A 14978-nucleotide genomic window follows, 5' to 3' on the forward strand; every position below is an offset into this window, starting at 1 on the left:
AGGCGGCGAGCGCCAGGGCGACAACGGCCAGCAGCCGCGCGCCGAGCGCGCCCCGCAGCAGGCCGGCGAGCAGCGCCGGCAGGCCAAACCCGCCGAGGCTCCCGCCGGGCGCAACGGCCCCCGCCACGTCCCGGCCAGGGCCGCGGTGCCGAAGTCGCCGCCGTCCGAATCCGGCGGGCTGATCTCGCGCATCGGCCGCGGCCTGAAGAAGCTGGTCAGTCGCGACCCGGGCTGAGGCGATGAGCGTCCTGCGCTTCGACAACGTCAGCAAGCAGTATCCCGGCGGCCATGCGGCGCTGTCGGAGGTCAGCTTCGACGTTGGCGAGGGCGAGATGCTGTTCGTCACCGGGCACTCGGGCGCCGGCAAGAGCACCCTGCTCCGGCTGGTGCACCTGGCCGAGCGCCCCAGCCGCGGCGCGGTGCTGTTCGGCGAACGCAACCTGGCGCGGGTGCGCGGGCGCAAGGTGGCGATGCACCGGCGCGAGGTCGGGGTGGTATTCCAGGATCACCGCCTGCTTACCGACCGCAGCGTGTACGAGAACGTGTCCCTGCCGCTGATCCTGCGCGGCATGCGCCGCGGCGACATCGGCAAGCGGGTGCGCAGCGCGCTCGAGCGCCTGGGCCTGGGCGCGCGCGAACGCGCCCTGCCCACCGAACTGTCCGCCGGCGAACAGCAGCGCGTGGGCATCGCCCGCGCCATCGTCGGCGAGCCGCGGCTGCTGGTGGCCGACGAGCCCACCGGCAACCTCGACCCGACCCTGGCCGCGGAGATCATGGCGCTGTTCGAATCGTTGCCCGGGCGCGGCACCAGCGTGCTGGTGGCCAGCCACGACCTGGCCCTGGTCAAGCGCATGAAAAAGCGCGTGCTGGTGCTCGACCACGGCCGCCTGGCCGACGACATCGCGCCGGAGGACCTGGCCGATGAGTGAGCAGCGCGCCGCGCCCGCCGCCCCGGTGCCCGCCGCGCGATCGGGCCTGGGCACCTGGGGCGACCACCACGCGTACAGCTTTGTTTCCAGCCTGGGCCGGGTGTTCCGCCGGCCGTGGGCGACCGCGCTGACCATCGGCGTGATGGCGGTGGCGCTGGCGCTGCCGCTGGGCCTGTGGCTGGTGCTGGACAACGTGTCGCGGCTGTCGGGCAGCGTGCAGCAGTCGCGCGAGATCGGCGTGTTCCTGCAGCAGGACATCGCGGTGGCCGAGGCCGAAACCCTGGCCACGACCCTGCGCGGGCGCGAGGACGTGGCCTCGGTGGAGCTGCGCACGCCCGAACAGGGCCTGGCCGAGCTGCGCGAGCGCGGCGGCCTGGGCGAGGCGATCGACGCGGTGGGCGACAACCCGCTGCCCACGCTGCTGGTGGTGGTGCCCGAAGGCGACGAGATCACGCTGGCCGAAGCCCTGCGCGCGCTGCCGCAGGCGGAGCTGGTGCAGCACGACGCCGAATGGCGCCAGCGCCTGGACGACTGGCTCGAATTCGGCGGCCGGGTGGTGCTGGTGCTGGGCGCGCTGCTCGGCCTGGGCGCGCTGCTGGTGGTGGGCAACACGGTGCGCCTGGACATCCAGGCCCGGCGCGAGGAGATCGGCGTGCTGCAGCTGCTGGGCGCCACCGACGGCTTCATCCGCCGTCCGTTCCTGTACCTGGGCGCGTGGTACGGCCTGGCCGCCGGCGCGCTGGCGCTGGGCGTGCTCACCGTTGTCGGCCTGGCGCTGCGCGCGCCGGTGGCCGAGCTGGCCGCCAGCTACGGCAGCGGCTTCGCCCTGCATGGCTTCTCGCCCCTGCACGTACTGGTGGTGCTGGTGGGCTCGGGCGCGCTGGGCTGGGTCGGTGCCAGCGTGGTGACCGGCCACTTCCTGCGCCAGACCCGCCCCACCGACACCTGAGCCGATGAACGACTCCGACCCCTACAGCCTGCGCCACGTGGCCAGCGATTCGCCGCGGATCATGGTGGTGGACGGCTCGCGCCTGGTGCGGCGGCTGATCGGCGACGTGCTGCGCGCCGAGCTGGCCAACGTGGCGGTGGTGGAGTGCGCGGGCCTGGCCGAGGCGCAGGCGGCGCTGGAGGCGGCGCCGGTGGATCTGGTGACCACCTCGCTGGTGCTGCCCGACGGCGACGGCATGCAGCTGGCCCGTGGGGTGCGCGAGGCGGCCGGGCAGCGCTACGTGCCGGTGATCGTGGTCTCCGCCGAGGCCCAGTCGCACCTGGAGACGCGCCGCTTCACCGAGGACGTCACCGACTATTTCGACAAGGCGCAGGGGCACGAGGCGCTGGCCGCCTTCATCCGCGGCTACGTGATGCCCGAGCCGATCCCCGGCGCCCGGGTGCTGTACGTGGAGGACAGCCGCACCGTGGCGGTGGCCACCCGGCGCTGGCTGCAGGCGCGGCAGATGCAGGTCACCCACGTGCTCAGCGCCGAAGAGGGCCTGGCCTACCTGCGCGAGCACGCCGATACCGACGACGCGCCGGGCACCGACCTGCTGCTGACCGACGTGTACCTGAAGGGCGAGATGAGCGGCCGCGACCTGCTGCAGGCGGTGCGCGAGGAGCTGGGCTACGGCAAGCGCCGGCTGCCGGTGCTGGTGATGACCGGCGACGACAACCGCATCAACCAGATGGGCCTGCTGCGCGAGGGTGCCAACGACCTGGTGCTCAAGCCGATCGAGGAGCGTCTGCTGGTGACCAAGGCGCTGTTCCAGCTGCGCCTGTCGCGGATCTGATGGCCGAGGCCGACCGCATCCGGCTCGAGCCGTCGTGGAAGGCCCGCGTGGGCGACTACCTGCTGCGGCCGGAGATGCGCGAACTGTCGGCGTTCCTGCGCGAGCGCAAGGCGGCCGGGGCGCGGATCTTCCCGCCCGCGCGCCACATCTTCGCCGCCTTCGATGCCACCCCGTTCGAGGCGGTGAAGGTGGTGATCCTGGGCCAGGATCCGTACCACGGGCCGGGGCAGGCGCACGGGCTGTGCTTCTCGGTGCAGCCGGGCGTGCCGGTGCCGCCGTCGCTGCAGAACATGTACAAGGAGATCGAGCGCGACCTGGGCATCGCCCGTCCCGACCACGGCTACCTGATGCCGTGGGCCGAACGCGGGGTGCTGCTGCTCAACGCGGTGCTCACCGTCGAGCAGGGCCGCGCCGGTGCCCACCAGGGCAAGGGCTGGGAAGGCTTCACCGACCACGTGGTGGAGGTGCTCGACCGCGAGCGCGAGGGCCTGGTGTTCATGCTCTGGGGCAGCTACGCGCAGAAGAAGGGCAGGATCGTGGATGCCCGCCGGCACAAGGTGTTGCGGACCACCCACCCTTCGCCGCTGTCGGCGCATCGCGGCTTCCTGGGCAGCGGCCACTTTTCCGCTGCCAACGAATACCTGGAGCGGCGCGGCGGAGCGCCGGTGGACTGGTCGCTGCCGCCGCGCGCTGAACTGGACGCCTGAGCGGCCAGCCCCGGGCTCAGAACCAGAAGCGCACGCCTGCGACCACCCGGGTGTCGCGCAGGTGGCCGCCGTGGTCGCGGGCGATGTCGGCGGTATTGCCCAGGGCGCGCTCGTGGACCAGTCCGATGTAAGGCGCGAAGCGCCGGGTGATTTCGTAGCGCAGGCGCAGTCCGGCTTCCAGCTTGCCCAGTCCCGAACCGATGCCATGCTCCGGCTCGTTCTTCAGCGAGGCGGTGACTTCCACCAGCGGCTGCAGGATCAGCCGGTTGGTCAGCAGCATGTCGTACTCGGCTTCGAACTTGACCTGGGCCTGACCACCATCGGTGACATAGGCCATGGCCGAGACTTCGAACATGTACGGGGCCAGCCCCTGAACACCGACTGCGCCCCAGGTGCGCGAGTCGGGCTGGAAGTCGTGCTTCACGCCGGCTACGACATCCCACCACGCCCTGACCGCGCGGCTGTACAGCGCCTCCACGTTGGCCGAGCCGGTGCGGCCGCCGCTGCGCTCGCCGCTGGTCTTGACCAGTAGCCGGTTGATGTCGCCACCGACCCACAGGTTGCCCGACCAGGCCTGGCCGGTGCCGGGGTCGGCGTCCCAGGCTTCCAGGCGATTGAAGCGTGCGCGCCAGTGGATGGCCGACCCGTGGCCATGGCCACCGTGCAGGACCGGAAAGGCGGCGGCGCGATCGGCCTCGGTGAGTTCCGGGATCGGTTCACGCGGCTCCAGCAGGCCGGGCGGCTGGGCCGGGCGCGGGGTGCAATGCCCCATCGCCGCGTGCTCGGGCGGGCAGTCCGGATCCTCCTCCACCGGCATGACGCAGTGGCCCATGGCCGCGTGTTCCGGCGTACAGCCGGCATCGTGCCCGTGGCCGTGATGGGCGTCGTGGTCGTGGGCCGGGGGCGTGTCGTCGTCCTCGGGCATGACGCAATGGCCCATGGCGGCATGTTCCGGGGTGCAGTCGGCATCGTGTCCATGGTCGTGACGGGTGTCGTGCTCGTGTGCCGGAGGCGTGTCATCGTCCTCGGGCATGACGCAATGGCCCATCGCAGCGTGTTCCGGAGTGCAGCCGGCGTCATGCTGGCCATGTCCACCATGATGCTGCGCCCAGGCGGGAGCGCCGGCTGCGGCCAGCAGGACGAGGGAGAGCAGGGTCGTCTTCATGCCGCCTCCTCCACGCGCACTTCGCGCATCATGCCGCCGTCCATGTGGTAGAGCAGGTGGCAGTGGTAGGCCCAGCGGCCGAGTGCGTCGGCGCGCACGCGGTAGCTGCGTTTGGAGCCGGGCGGCATGTCCACCGTGTGCTTGCGTACCTTGAACGCGCCGTGCTCGTCCTCCACGTCGCTCCACATGCCGTGCAGGTGGATGGGGTGCTGCATCATGGTGTCGTTGACCAGGATGATGCGCACGCGCTCGCCGTAGTTAAGCCGCAGCGGCTCGGAGCTGGCGAAGGGGATGCCGTCGAACGACCAGGAGAACTTCTCCATGTGGCCGGTCAGGTGCAGTTCGATGTCGCGACCCGGATCGCGGCCGTCCGGATCCTCGAACAGGCTGTTGAGGTCGGCATAGGTCAGGGTGTGGCGGCCGTTGTCGCGCAGGCCGATGCCCGGATCGTCCAGGCGATGGGTCGGGGTCATGGTCTGCATGTCCACCAGCGGGTTGTTGGTTTCGCTGGCAGGGTGCGCCTGCATGTCGGCACCGCCGTGCCCGTGGTGGCCACCGTGGCCCGCGTGGGCATCGTGCCCGCCATGATCGCCATGTCCGCCGTGGCCCATGTCGTCCATCGTCAGCAGCGGACGCGGATCGACCGCGGGGATTGGTGCTTCCAGCCCCGCCTGCACCGCCAGGGTGCCGCGCGCATAGCCGGTGCGGCCCATGTCCTGGGCGAAGATGGTGAAGGCGTCCTGGCCGCTTGGCTCGACGATCACGTCGAAGGTCTCCGCCACGCCCATGCGGAACTCGTCCACCGTCACCGGATGGATGTACTGGCCGTCGGCGGCGACCACGGTCATCTTCAAGCCCGGGATGCGGATGTCGAAGTAGGTCATGTTGGCGGCGTTGATGAAGCGCAGCAGGACCTTCTCGCCGGGGCGGAACTGCCCGGTCCAGTTGCTGGCCGGGTTCGCGCCGTTCATCAGGTAGGTATAGGTGTTGGCGTTGACGTCGGACAGGTCGGTCGGCGTCATCCGCATCTGCCCCCAGGACCGGCGGTCGGCGCGGGTGGCGCGCCAGCCATCGCGGCGCACGTCGCGGAAGAAATCGCCGATCGTGGGCATGTAGTAGTTGTCGTAATGGGAGTTCTTCTTCAGCCGCCGGAACAGCGCGTCCGGGGTCAGGTCGGTCCAGTCCGACAGCAGCACCACGTGCTCGCGGTCCCAGTGGTAGGGCGGCGGCTCGATCGGGTCGATGATCATCGGCCCGTACAGGCCGGCCTGCTCCTGGTGCAGCGAATGGCTGTGGTACCAGTAGGTGCCCGACTGCCTGAGCTGGAAGCGGTACAGGTACGACTCGCCCGGATAGATGCCGTCGAAGCTCATGCCCGGCACCCCGTCCATGTTCGCCGGCAGCAGGATGCCGTGCCAGTGGATCGAGGTCTGGGTATGCCCGGGCAGGTGGTTGGAGACGCGGATGGTGACCGTGTCGCCCTCGCGCCAGCGCAGCAGCGGGGCAGGCAGGCTGTTGTTGACGGTGATCGCCGGGCGGGTGCGGCCGGTGAAATTGACCGTGCTCGCGCCGACGCCGAGCTGCAGGTCGGTGGCGGTCAGCACGCCGCCCGGGCTGGCATGGCCGGAGCCGGCGGCGTGGGCCGGGTTGCGCAGCAGGCCGGTGGAAAGCGCCACGCCGCCCAGGGCCAGGCCCTGCACGAACATGCGACGCGACGGGGACACCGGCATCTGCGCCGGTGGGCTGTGTCGTCTGGAAGTCATCTGGTTGTCCTCGCTGCGGCGCCTGTGCGGCGACCGCTTTCGATCATTGGTTCGGAGCGCGCATGCCCTGCAAGGCACACGTTGCGTCGTCCGCCAGTGGCGGAGGCTCAGGCGATCGGGGGACGGATCGGTGGGGACGACGGGGTGGCAGGCGGCGCCGATGCGGCTTCGGGCAGCAGCATGCTCGAGATGGCCGGGGCCGGGAACTGTGCCTGGGCGCCGAACACCGCATTGCACGAGTGCAGGCAAAGTGTCAGGCACAGCTTCAGGCAGGTCTCGTCGCCGTGCATGTCGTGGCCTTCATGGCCGGAGCTCTCGGTGTCCTGGCTGGCATGTTCGCCATGGCAATCATCCTCCCCGGCAACCGGGTCAACCACGGCAGCGCCTGCCTGCGTTTGCACTGTCCCCATGTCCATGCCCGCCGCCATGCGGACCTGCGCCATCAGCGATCCCGTGCCGCCAAGCAGCAGGGTGAGGGACAGCAGCAGGAGCAGGAGTCGGTTGGCCACGAAACGGGGCGTGCGGATGGCGCGCCGGGACTGCGGGCGGGGAGTGCGAGCATAGCGCAAGGTCGCTGTTCCCGCCGGACCAGATACAATGGGCTGGCTCCAGGGTTCAAATAAAATCAATGGGTTGCGTTAATCATGTTCCATGAATGGAACGGAAAAGGAACTTTTCACCGGCTTAGCAGTCACATATGGACACTGCTAAAATGATGCCCATGACACAGACCATGACCTCCCACGCCCTGGTTTCCAACAGCCTCCCGGTGCCGAGCCCGATCGGCTCGCTCGATGCGTACATCGGCGCCGTCTACCAGATCCCGGTGCTCTCGGCCGAGGACGAGCAGGCGCTCGCCCACCGCTACCGTGACCAGGAAGACCTGGACGCGGCCCAGGAGCTGGTGCATTCGCACCTGCGCTTCGTGGTTCACGTGGCCCGCGGCTACATGGGCTACGGCCTGCCGCTGGGCGACCTGGTGCAGGAAGGCAACATCGGCCTGATGAAGGCCGTCAAGCGCTTCGACCCCGCGGTCGGCGTGCGCCTGGTCTCGTTCGCGGTGCACTGGATCCGCGCCGAGATGCACGAGTACATCCTCAAGAACTGGCGCATCGTGAAGGTCGCCACCACCAAGGCCCAGCGCAAGCTGTTCTTCAACCTGCGCAAGAGCAAGAAGCGCCTGGGCTGGCTGAACGCCGAAGAGGTGAGCACGGTGGCGCGCGAGCTCAACGTGCCCGAGCGCGAGGTGCTGGAGATGGAGTCGCGCCTGTCCGGCCGCGACATCGGCTTCGACGCGCCGGTGGACGATGACAGCGAGCGGATCCCGCCGGCCCCGGAGGCCTATCTCGTCTCCGAGGAGGGCGACCCGGCCGTGGCCTACGAGCGCGAGGATCGCAGGGATCACCGCCTGGAGCTGCTGCGCGAGGGCCTGGCCGAACTGGACGATCGCTCGCGCGACATCATCCAGCGCCGCTGGCTCAACCCGGACAGCAAGGACACGCTGCAGGAACTGGCCGACGAGTACGGCGTGTCCGCCGAGCGCATCCGCCAGGTGGAAGCCAACGCGCTGAAGAAGATGCGCGGCCTGATCGCCGCCTGACCCGCGGCACCCGGCAACACCCGAACGGCCCGGCATCCCCGGGCCGTTTGCATTCTGCAGGCCGCCGGCGCCCCGGCGCGGCGCAGCTACCAGTTGAACAGGACGAGGCTGATGGCCATCGTCGCCATGCCCACCACCAGGCCGTACACGGTCTCGTGGCCCTTGGCGTAGCGCTTGGCCGCGGGCAGCAGTTCGTCCAGGGCCAGGAACACCATCACCCCGGCGATGATCCCGAAGACCGCGCCGAACAGGGCGTTGGACATGAACGGCCCCAGCAGCGTGTAGCCCACCAGCGCGCCCAGCGGCTCGGCCATGCCCGACAGCATGCACGCGGCGAAGGCATAGCCCTTGTTGCCGGTGGCGTAGTACACCGGCACCGCGATGGCGATGCCTTCGGGGATGTTGTGGATGGCGATGGCGAACGCCAGCGCCAGGCCCAGGTTGGGATCGGCCAGGGTGGCGAAGAACGTCGCCAGGCCCTCGGGCAGGTTGTGCGCGGTGATCGCCGCGGCGGTCAGCAGCCCGACCCGCTTGATGTACTCGCGGTTGTGCTCGCGGAAGAACGGATCGTCGGTTTCCAGCCGCTGGTGCGGGTTGGGGATCAGCCGGTCGATGGCGCCGATCAGCAGCACGCCGGCCAGGAAGGCGAAGGTGCCATAGGCGAAGCCGCGCTCGCCGAAATCGGCCGCGAACGCGTCCACCGACTTGCCCAGGATGTCGGTCAGCGAGACGTACACCATCGCGCCGCCGGCGAACGCCAGGCCGAAGGCGAGCATGCGCGCGTTGGGCGTCCTGGTGGTGAACACCAGCAGCCCGCCCAGGCCGGTGGCCAGGCCCGCCGCGGTGGTGACCGCGAGGGCGAACAGGACGCTGCTGGTGAATAGTTCGGACATGCCGTGGCCAGGTCAGGGGGCACCGGCCGCGAGCCGACGATGACCGCTCCGGCCACAGGGGCATGCTACCCAAACCGGCCGCCACGGTGCCATCCACCGGGCCGGGCGTCGCCCGCTTGCAGGCAAGGCAGTCAGGCCAGGCGCCCGGCCAGCATCTCTTCGAGCTTGCGCTGGTCGGCCGCAAAGCGGCGGATGCCGTCGGCGAGCTTGTCGGTGGCCATGGCGTCTTCGTTGTGCTGCCAGCGGAAGTCCGCTTCGCCCATGACCGCCGGCGCCTGGGCGCGCTGGCCGTCGTCGACCAGCCCGCGTTCGACCGCGGCGTCCGCGGACTCCAGCTCGCCCAGCAGTTCGGGCGAGATCGTCAGCCGGTCGCAGCCGGCCAGCGCCAGCACCTGGCCGGTGTTGCGGAAGCTGGCGCCCATCACCACGGTGTCGTAGCCGTGGCGCTTGTACCAGTTCCAGATCCGGGTGACCGACTGCACGCCGGGGTCGTCCTGCGGCGTGGCCGGCCTGTCGGCGCCATTGGCCAGGTGCCAGTCGAGGATCCGGCCGACGAAGGGCGAGATCAGGAACACCCCGGCCTCGGCGCAGGCCAGCGCCTGGGCGAAGGAGAACAGCAGGGTCAGGTTGCAGTGGATGCCCTCGCGCTCCAGCAGCTCGGCGGCGCGGATGCCTTCCCAGGTGGAGGCGATCTTGATCAGCAGGCGGTCGGTGCCGATGCCGGCCTCGCCGTACAGCTCCACCAGCCGCCGGGCCTTGGCCACCGTGGCCTCGGTGTCGAAGCTCAGGCGCGCGTCGACCTCGGTGGAGACGCGGCCCGGGATGAGCTTGAGGATCTCGCCGCCGATCGCCACCGCCAGCCGGTCGCCGGCGTCGGCCACGCGCGCTTCGCCCGTGCCCGATGCCGCGCCCACGGCCGCGTCGATGTGGCCGGCATAGGCCGCCATGGAGGCGGCCTTGAGCAGCAGCGACGGGTTGGTGGTGGCGTCCTGCGGCCGGAACCGGCCGATGGCCTCGATGTCGCCGGTGTCGGCGACCACGGTGGACAGCGTGCGCAGCTGTTCGAGCTGGGTGGGCATTCGGCAAGTGTCCGGCAGCGGGGAGAGCCGGGATTGTGGCATGGGCCAACCCGCCGCTCTACGGAAACGGTGATCGGTTAGGCTTTGCGGCAACGCAACCGGAGCCCCCACGCATGGCCGACACCGAACTGCGCATCGCGCTGCTGATCGACGCCGACAACGCGCCGGCCAGCAGGATCGAGCCGATCCTCACCGAGCTTGCCCGCCACGGCGTGGCCAACGTGCGCCGCGCCTATGGCAACTGGAAGAGCCCGCACCTGAAGGGCTGGGAGGAGTGCCTGCACACCTACGCCATCCAGCCGGTGCAGCAGTTTGCCTATACCAGCCGCAAGAACGCCTCGGACATGGCGATGGTGATCGACGCCATGGATCTGCTCTACACCGGCAACCTGGACGGCTTCGCGATCGTCTCCAGCGACGCCGACTTCACCCCGCTGGTGATGCGGCTGCGCAACCAGAACATGCGCGTGTTCGGCTTCGGCGAGGAGAAGACGCCCAAGCCGTTCGTCAACGCATGCTCGACCTTCCTGTACCTGGAGAAGCTGGACGCCGGCGACGAGGACGGACAGCAGGCGGCCTCCAGGCCCAAGTCCAGCTCCGAGCTGCAGCGCGACACCAAGCTGATCCAGCTGCTGCGCAACGCGGTCGCGGCCACGTCGGACGATTCGGGCTGGGCGCACCTGGGCGTGGTCGGCAGCCACATTCGCAACCACACCTCGTTCGACGAGCGCAATTACGGCTACCGCAACCTGAGCGCGCTGTTCGAGGCCACCGGGCTGTTCGAGCTGCGCCGCGAGGGCCAGTTGGTCGAGATCCGCGAGGCACCCAAGGCCAAGCCGCGCAAGCGCGCCCGCAAGAAGGCCGCCGGCTGACAGGCGGTCAGTAGAGGTCGATCGGGTCGACGTCGAGCGACCAGCGCACCCTGCGTGATTCGGGCAGGGCGTGCAGGGCCGGCACCAGTTCGCCGAGCGCGCCGTGCAGGGGCGCGCGGCGCGGCGCACTCAGCAGCAGCTGGGCGCGGTAGTGGCCGGCGCGGCGGGACATCGGCGCCGGCATCGGGCCGCTGGCTTCGACTTCGGCGGCGGCGGGGTTCACGCCTTGCAGCTGCTTCTGCCAGCCGGCGAGCGCCTGTTTTGCCGCGTGCAGGAAGGCCATGGGCGGGTCGGCCAGCTTCGCCTCCGCGCGCAGCATCGCCAGGTGGGCGAAGGGCGGGAAGCCGGCCGCCTCGCGCTGCTCCAGCTCGGCTTCGGCAAAGGCGTGGTAGCCGCCGTTGATCAGCGTGGCCAGCAGCGGGTGGTCGGGATGATGGGTCTGCAGCAGCACCTCGCCGGCGCGCTCGGCGCGGCCGGCCCGGCCGGCCACCTGGATCAGCAGCTGGGCGAGTTTTTCAGAGGCCCGGAAGTCGGCCGAGAACAGGCCCTCGTCGATGCCCACCACCGCCACCAGGGTCAGCCCGGCCAGGTCGTGGCCCTTGGCCAGCATCTGGGTGCCGACCAGCACGCCGGCCTGCTCGCCCAGTTCGGCGAACAGTTTTTCCAGCGCGTCACGCCGGCGGGTGCTGCCGCGGTCGATGCGCAGCACCGGGTAGTCGCCAAAGCGCGCCGCCAGCAGTTCCTCCAGCCGCTCGGTGCCGATGCCCTGCGGCTGCAGCCCGAGGCTGGCGCAGTCCGGGCACGCCATCGGCGCGGGCCGGCGGTGGCCGCAGTGGTGGCACTGCAGGCGCCGGCCCTGGGCGTGCACGGTCATCGGGCTGGCCTGCTCGGGGCTTGAGCAGCGCGGACACGACGCGCTCCAGCCGCAGTCGTGGCACAGCAGCACCGGCGCGTAGCCGCGGCGGTTGCGGAACACCAGCACCTGTCCGCCGGCGGCCAGCGCGCGCTCCACCGCTTCGAGCATCTCGCGCGAGAGCCCGGCCTCCAGCGGCCGCTTGCGCACGTCCAGCACCCGCACCTGCGGCGGCCGCCCGCTGCCCGCGCGCCGGCCCAGGCGCAGGTGCACGTAGCGGCCGCTGCGGGCGTTGTGCAGGGTTTCCAGCGAGGGCGTGGCGCTGCCCAGCACCACCGGCACGCCCAGCGCCCGGGCCCGCACCAGGGCGAAATCGCGGGCGTGGTAGCGGAAGCCGTCCTGCTGCTTGTAGCTGCCGTCGTGCTCCTCGTCGATCACGATCAGCCCGGCGTCCGGCAGCGGGGTGAACACCGCCGAGCGCGTGCCCACCACCACCCCCGCCTCGCCGCGCAGCGCCGCGGCCCAGGTGCGCGCGCGTTCGCCGTCGCCCAGGCCGGAATGGGACACGTGCACCGGCACGCCCAGGCGCGCGCGGAAGCGCTCCAGCAGCTGCGGGGTCAGGCCGATCTCGGGCACCAGCACCAGCGCCTGGCGCCCGCGCGCCAGGCAGTGGGCGATCGCGTGCAGGTAGACCTCGGTCTTGCCGCTGCCGGTGACGCCGTCCAGCAGCAGCGGCACGAAGCCGCCGGCGGCGGCGTGGATGGCTTCGATCGCCTCGGCCTGGTCGGGATTGGGCTCGGGGCCGGGGCGGGGTTCGGGCGCCAGCTGCGAGGCCGGCAGGGCGATCTGTTCGGCCAGGCCGCGGCCGGCCAGGCTGCGCGCGGCCGCGCGCCAGCCGGGGAGCAGGCCGTCCAGCGCCGCTTCGTGGCGCACGCCGCCGGCCAGCAGCGTGGCCAGGCTGCGCGGGCGGCCCTCGCGCATTCCGGGCAGGGCGGTGGCGCCGGCTTCGGTCAGGCGCCAGGCCGGCTCGCGGGTGTCGGGCAGCGGCTCGCCGCGGCGCAGGGCGGCGGGCAGGGCGGTGGCCAGCACCTCGCCGGGCGGGGCGTGGGTGTAGCGGGCCAGCCAGCGCGTGGACTCGAGCAGTTCGCCGGCCAGCAGCGGGGCCTCGTCGATCCAGGCCAGCGCCTGGCGCAGCCCGGCGTCGTCCACGTCCGCCGGCCCGCAGCCGGCCACGATGCCTACCGCTTCGCGCTGGCCGAACGGCACCCGGATCCGCCGCCCGATGTCGGCGGCCGAGGCGCCCGTGCCCGGCGGTGGGCGGTAGTCGAACAGGCGCGGCAGCGGCACCGGCAGGGCGATGCGGAGCACGGTTTCGGGGCTGGCTGGCATGGCCGCAAGTCTAGGGCTTTCCGCCCGCCGGGAAGGCCGGCGGCGGAAGGAGCCAGTTGCGGCCCAAACCTGTGCGACGCGGCACATTTCGCCCGCAAGCTACGGGGATCAAAGGGAATTTGCCCTTATCCACACAACATGTGGATAACTCTGTGCATGGCAGCGGGGCGAGAGCCGTTTTGACCTTCACACATGCCGTCTTGCTGAACTTGGCGAAAAAAGCGCCAAACGTGTTTTTTCCTTTCGGGTCAGTCACTTGTCCGTGAAACACTGGCGTAACATCGCGTGAAGGCCGCGTTGCCGGCTGTCATGTGACGCTCCAGTGACCGCTGTGCACAACCATTTTCGCGCCGTATCGCGGCGGATCAGCTGCGGCACGTTTGTCAAGCGGTTCGTGCACCCGTGCCAGTGGCTATGATGCCCGGGCCGATGATGTCCTCTCGATGCCCACGCACCCTGTGAACGACCCCGCCCCGGCCCTGAGCGCATTCCTGCGCGGGGTGGAGCGGCGCGGGCGGGTGTTCGCGCACCTGCAGGCCGGTGACGCCGCGGCCGGGACGGCGGCTTTGGCCGAGGCCATGGCCTCGTTCCGCACGGTCGCCCCGCGTACCCCGTTCGGCGAGTGGCCGCGGCGCTTCTGGGCGATCCTGCTGGCCGCCCCGCAGCTGCGCGGACACCTGGAGGATCCGCGCTGGCCGGAGGGGTTCGAAGTGCTCGGCCGGATCGGGCGCGGCCCGCGCGCGGCGCTGCTGCTGCGGCTGGTGGCGCACATTTCCGAGGCCGACGCGGCCGCGGTGCTGGGTGTCGGCCGCCCCGCCTACCGCATGGCCCTGCGGCGCGCGCTGCCGCGGCGCGCGGACGGCAGCGCCGACGCCGAGGCCTGGCAACAGCTGGGCGACGCCGCCCGCCAGGAAGTCCGCGACCTGGCGCCGGAGACGCTGTCCGAACTGGCGCAGCTGCGCGAGGCCGCGCTGCAGGGCACGCAGTGGAAGCCGCAGCCGCCGCCCGGGCCGGCGGCGGCCGAGCAGCCGGCCCGGCCGCGCTGGCTGTGGCCGGCCACCGCGCTGGTGGCGCTGGCGACCGTGGCCGCGCTGTGGGCGACCACGCGGTTTGCCGCGCCCGCGGGCGTGGCCGGCAGCGGGCCGGACGGCATCCTCAGCGAGCAGCTGCCGGCGGCGCCGGCCGCCGCCGACGGCTGGGACGAAGACCTGGCCCTGCTCACCCATCCCGACTTCGAGCTGCTGGCCGTCGACGCGGCGGACGCCGCGATGCGCGAGCCGGCGTTCCACGCCTGGCTGGTGCACCGGCTTGAGATCCCCGGATCCGGGGAAGCCGCATCCGGCGACGACGCCGCTGCTCCCGCGCAGGTTCCGGTGATGCCGCCGGAGCTGCAGGAGCACGCCGCGGCGCTGCCGCCCGAGGAGGCCAACCGGATGGCCCTGCGCCACGGCCGGATGCAGGCGATGGCGGCCGAGGAAGTGGCCGCGCTGCGCCGCGACGCCGAACAGTGGGCGGCGCTGGACGTGGCCGCCCAGCGCGCACGGCGCGACGCCTGGCAGACCTGGAACCGGCTGCCCGCCGACGCCCGCGCGCGCATGCGCCAGGCGGCCGCCGCCTGGATGGAGCTGCCCGACGAGGAGCAGCAGTCGCTGTCGCAGGCGTTTGCACAGCTGGACGAGCTGGAACGCAACGGCTGGCGGCTGGGGCCGGATCTGGGCGCGGACTGGCCGGATCTGCACCCGCTGTTCGCGCTGGTGCCCGCCGGGCAGCAGGAGGAGTTGCTGGCGGTGCTGATGTCGATGGACGCGGTGGAGCGGGCCGACCTGGCCGTCATCGCCCAGCGCACCCCGCCCGGCGAGCGCGACGCCCTGCGCGACGCGCTGCTGGGCACGCCGGCGGAGAACCGCGCCGCGTGGCTGCGCGGCCTCGTCGACTAAGATAGCG

At 71.4% G+C, this 14978-nt stretch carries 13 protein-coding genes; 7 read left to right on the plus strand and 6 right to left on the minus strand.

Annotated elements, in window-relative coordinates; all coding sequences use genetic code 11:
* Positions 1 to 239: 239 nt before the first annotated feature.
* The 4 genes from ftsE to ung are packed head-to-tail and all read left to right on the plus strand — an operon-like array spanning position 240 to position 3420.
* Positions 240 to 929: a cell division ATP-binding protein FtsE gene (gene ftsE, locus ACOZ90_RS10990; protein WP_422893699.1), complete on the plus strand. Its 690-nt coding sequence runs from the start codon at positions 240 to 242 to the stop codon at positions 927 to 929.
* Positions 922 to 1878 carry a permease-like cell division protein FtsX gene (gene ftsX, locus ACOZ90_RS10995; RefSeq protein WP_422893700.1) on the plus strand — a complete coding sequence of 319 codons (957 nt, stop codon included), beginning with the start codon at positions 922 to 924 and terminating at the stop codon, positions 1876 to 1878. Before ftsE ends, ftsX begins: the two co-directional genes overlap by 8 nt.
* Positions 1879 to 1882: 4 nt before the next feature.
* Positions 1883 to 2713, plus strand: coding sequence for a response regulator (locus ACOZ90_RS11000; protein ID WP_422893701.1), 831 nt, complete (start codon positions 1883 to 1885; stop codon positions 2711 to 2713).
* Entirely contained in the window at positions 2713 to 3420 is a 708-nt protein-coding gene (gene ung / locus ACOZ90_RS11005; RefSeq protein WP_422893702.1) for a uracil-DNA glycosylase, read from the plus strand. The genes ACOZ90_RS11000 and ung overlap by 1 nt, the downstream gene beginning before the upstream one ends.
* A 16-nt stretch (positions 3421 to 3436) precedes the next feature.
* Here ung and ACOZ90_RS11010 read toward each other — a convergent pair whose 3' ends face one another.
* The 3 genes from ACOZ90_RS11010 to ACOZ90_RS11020 form a co-directional block, all read right to left on the minus strand.
* Positions 3437 to 4585 (minus strand): copper resistance protein B, encoded by a 1149-nt coding sequence (locus ACOZ90_RS11010; protein ID WP_422893703.1) that lies wholly within the window; start codon positions 4583 to 4585, stop codon positions 3437 to 3439.
* Entirely contained in the window at positions 4582 to 6348 is a 1767-nt protein-coding gene (locus ACOZ90_RS11015; protein WP_422893704.1) for a copper resistance system multicopper oxidase, read from the minus strand. The genes ACOZ90_RS11010 and ACOZ90_RS11015 overlap by 4 nt, the downstream gene beginning before the upstream one ends.
* A 107-nt stretch (positions 6349 to 6455) precedes the next feature.
* Positions 6456 to 6857 carry a CopL family metal-binding regulatory protein gene (locus ACOZ90_RS11020; RefSeq protein WP_422893705.1) on the minus strand — a complete coding sequence of 134 codons (402 nt, stop codon included), beginning with the start codon at positions 6855 to 6857 and terminating at the stop codon, positions 6456 to 6458.
* A 212-nt stretch (positions 6858 to 7069) separates the two neighbouring features.
* Here ACOZ90_RS11020 and rpoH point away from each other — a divergent pair, with 212 nt between their 5' ends.
* Positions 7070 to 7948, plus strand: coding sequence for an RNA polymerase sigma factor RpoH (gene rpoH / locus ACOZ90_RS11025; protein WP_422893706.1), 879 nt, complete (start codon positions 7070 to 7072; stop codon positions 7946 to 7948).
* Between the two features lie 86 nt (positions 7949 to 8034).
* Here the strand turns inward: rpoH and zupT are convergent, their stop codons facing one another.
* Positions 8035 to 8841 carry a zinc transporter ZupT gene (zupT, locus tag ACOZ90_RS11030; RefSeq protein ID WP_422893707.1) on the minus strand — a complete coding sequence of 269 codons (807 nt, stop codon included), beginning with the start codon at positions 8839 to 8841 and terminating at the stop codon, positions 8035 to 8037.
* 131 nt (positions 8842 to 8972) lie between these two features.
* The gene (gene tal / locus ACOZ90_RS11035; RefSeq protein WP_422893708.1) at positions 8973 to 9920 is read right to left on the minus strand and encodes a transaldolase; all 948 of its coding nucleotides are present in this window, start codon (positions 9918 to 9920) and stop codon (positions 8973 to 8975) included.
* A 113-nt stretch (positions 9921 to 10033) separates the two neighbouring features.
* On the opposite strand from tal, the gene ACOZ90_RS11040 reads away from it, so the two are divergent.
* Positions 10034 to 10792: an NYN domain-containing protein gene (locus tag ACOZ90_RS11040; RefSeq protein WP_422893709.1), complete on the plus strand. Its 759-nt coding sequence runs from the start codon at positions 10034 to 10036 to the stop codon at positions 10790 to 10792.
* Positions 10793 to 10799: 7 nt separating this feature from the next.
* On the opposite strand, the gene ACOZ90_RS11045 is transcribed toward ACOZ90_RS11040, so the two are convergent.
* The gene (locus ACOZ90_RS11045) at positions 10800 to 13034 is read right to left on the minus strand and encodes a primosomal protein N' (protein ID WP_422893710.1); all 2235 of its coding nucleotides are present in this window, start codon (positions 13032 to 13034) and stop codon (positions 10800 to 10802) included.
* A 443-nt stretch (positions 13035 to 13477) separates the two neighbouring features.
* On the opposite strand from ACOZ90_RS11045, the gene ACOZ90_RS11050 reads away from it, so the two are divergent.
* The gene (locus tag ACOZ90_RS11050) at positions 13478 to 14971 is read left to right on the plus strand and encodes a DUF3106 domain-containing protein (RefSeq protein WP_422893711.1); all 1494 of its coding nucleotides are present in this window, start codon (positions 13478 to 13480) and stop codon (positions 14969 to 14971) included.
* The last annotated feature ends 7 nt before the right edge of the window (positions 14972 to 14978 follow it).

Origin of the sequence: Luteimonas dalianensis (genome assembly GCF_049339425.1) — a bacterium.
In the GTDB taxonomy this organism is placed as follows: domain Bacteria; phylum Pseudomonadota; class Gammaproteobacteria; order Xanthomonadales; family Xanthomonadaceae; genus Luteimonas; species Luteimonas dalianensis.

Excerpts from the sequence above, each read along its gene's own strand:
- ung (WP_422893702.1), top strand. The coding sequence starts at position 2,713 with ATGGCCGAGGCCGACCGCATCCGGCTCGAGCCGTCGTGGAAGGCCCGC.
- ACOZ90_RS11015 (WP_422893704.1), bottom strand. The coding sequence starts at position 6,348 with ATGACTTCCAGACGACACAGCCCACCGGCGCAGATGCCGGTGTCCCCG.
- ACOZ90_RS11000 (WP_422893701.1), top strand. The coding sequence starts at position 1,883 with ATGAACGACTCCGACCCCTACAGCCTGCGCCACGTGGCCAGCGATTCG.
- zupT (WP_422893707.1), bottom strand. The coding sequence starts at position 8,841 with ATGTCCGAACTATTCACCAGCAGCGTCCTGTTCGCCCTCGCGGTCACC.
- ACOZ90_RS11045 (WP_422893710.1), bottom strand. The coding sequence starts at position 13,034 with ATGCCAGCCAGCCCCGAAACCGTGCTCCGCATCGCCCTGCCGGTGCCG.
- ACOZ90_RS11010 (WP_422893703.1), bottom strand. The coding sequence starts at position 4,585 with ATGAAGACGACCCTGCTCTCCCTCGTCCTGCTGGCCGCAGCCGGCGCT.
- tal (WP_422893708.1), bottom strand. The coding sequence starts at position 9,920 with ATGCCCACCCAGCTCGAACAGCTGCGCACGCTGTCCACCGTGGTCGCC.
- ftsX (WP_422893700.1), top strand. The coding sequence starts at position 922 with ATGAGTGAGCAGCGCGCCGCGCCCGCCGCCCCGGTGCCCGCCGCGCGA.
- ftsE (WP_422893699.1), top strand. The coding sequence starts at position 240 with ATGAGCGTCCTGCGCTTCGACAACGTCAGCAAGCAGTATCCCGGCGGC.
- ACOZ90_RS11040 (WP_422893709.1), top strand. The coding sequence starts at position 10,034 with ATGGCCGACACCGAACTGCGCATCGCGCTGCTGATCGACGCCGACAAC.
- rpoH (WP_422893706.1), top strand. The coding sequence starts at position 7,070 with ATGACACAGACCATGACCTCCCACGCCCTGGTTTCCAACAGCCTCCCG.
- ACOZ90_RS11050 (WP_422893711.1), top strand. The coding sequence starts at position 13,478 with ATGCCCACGCACCCTGTGAACGACCCCGCCCCGGCCCTGAGCGCATTC.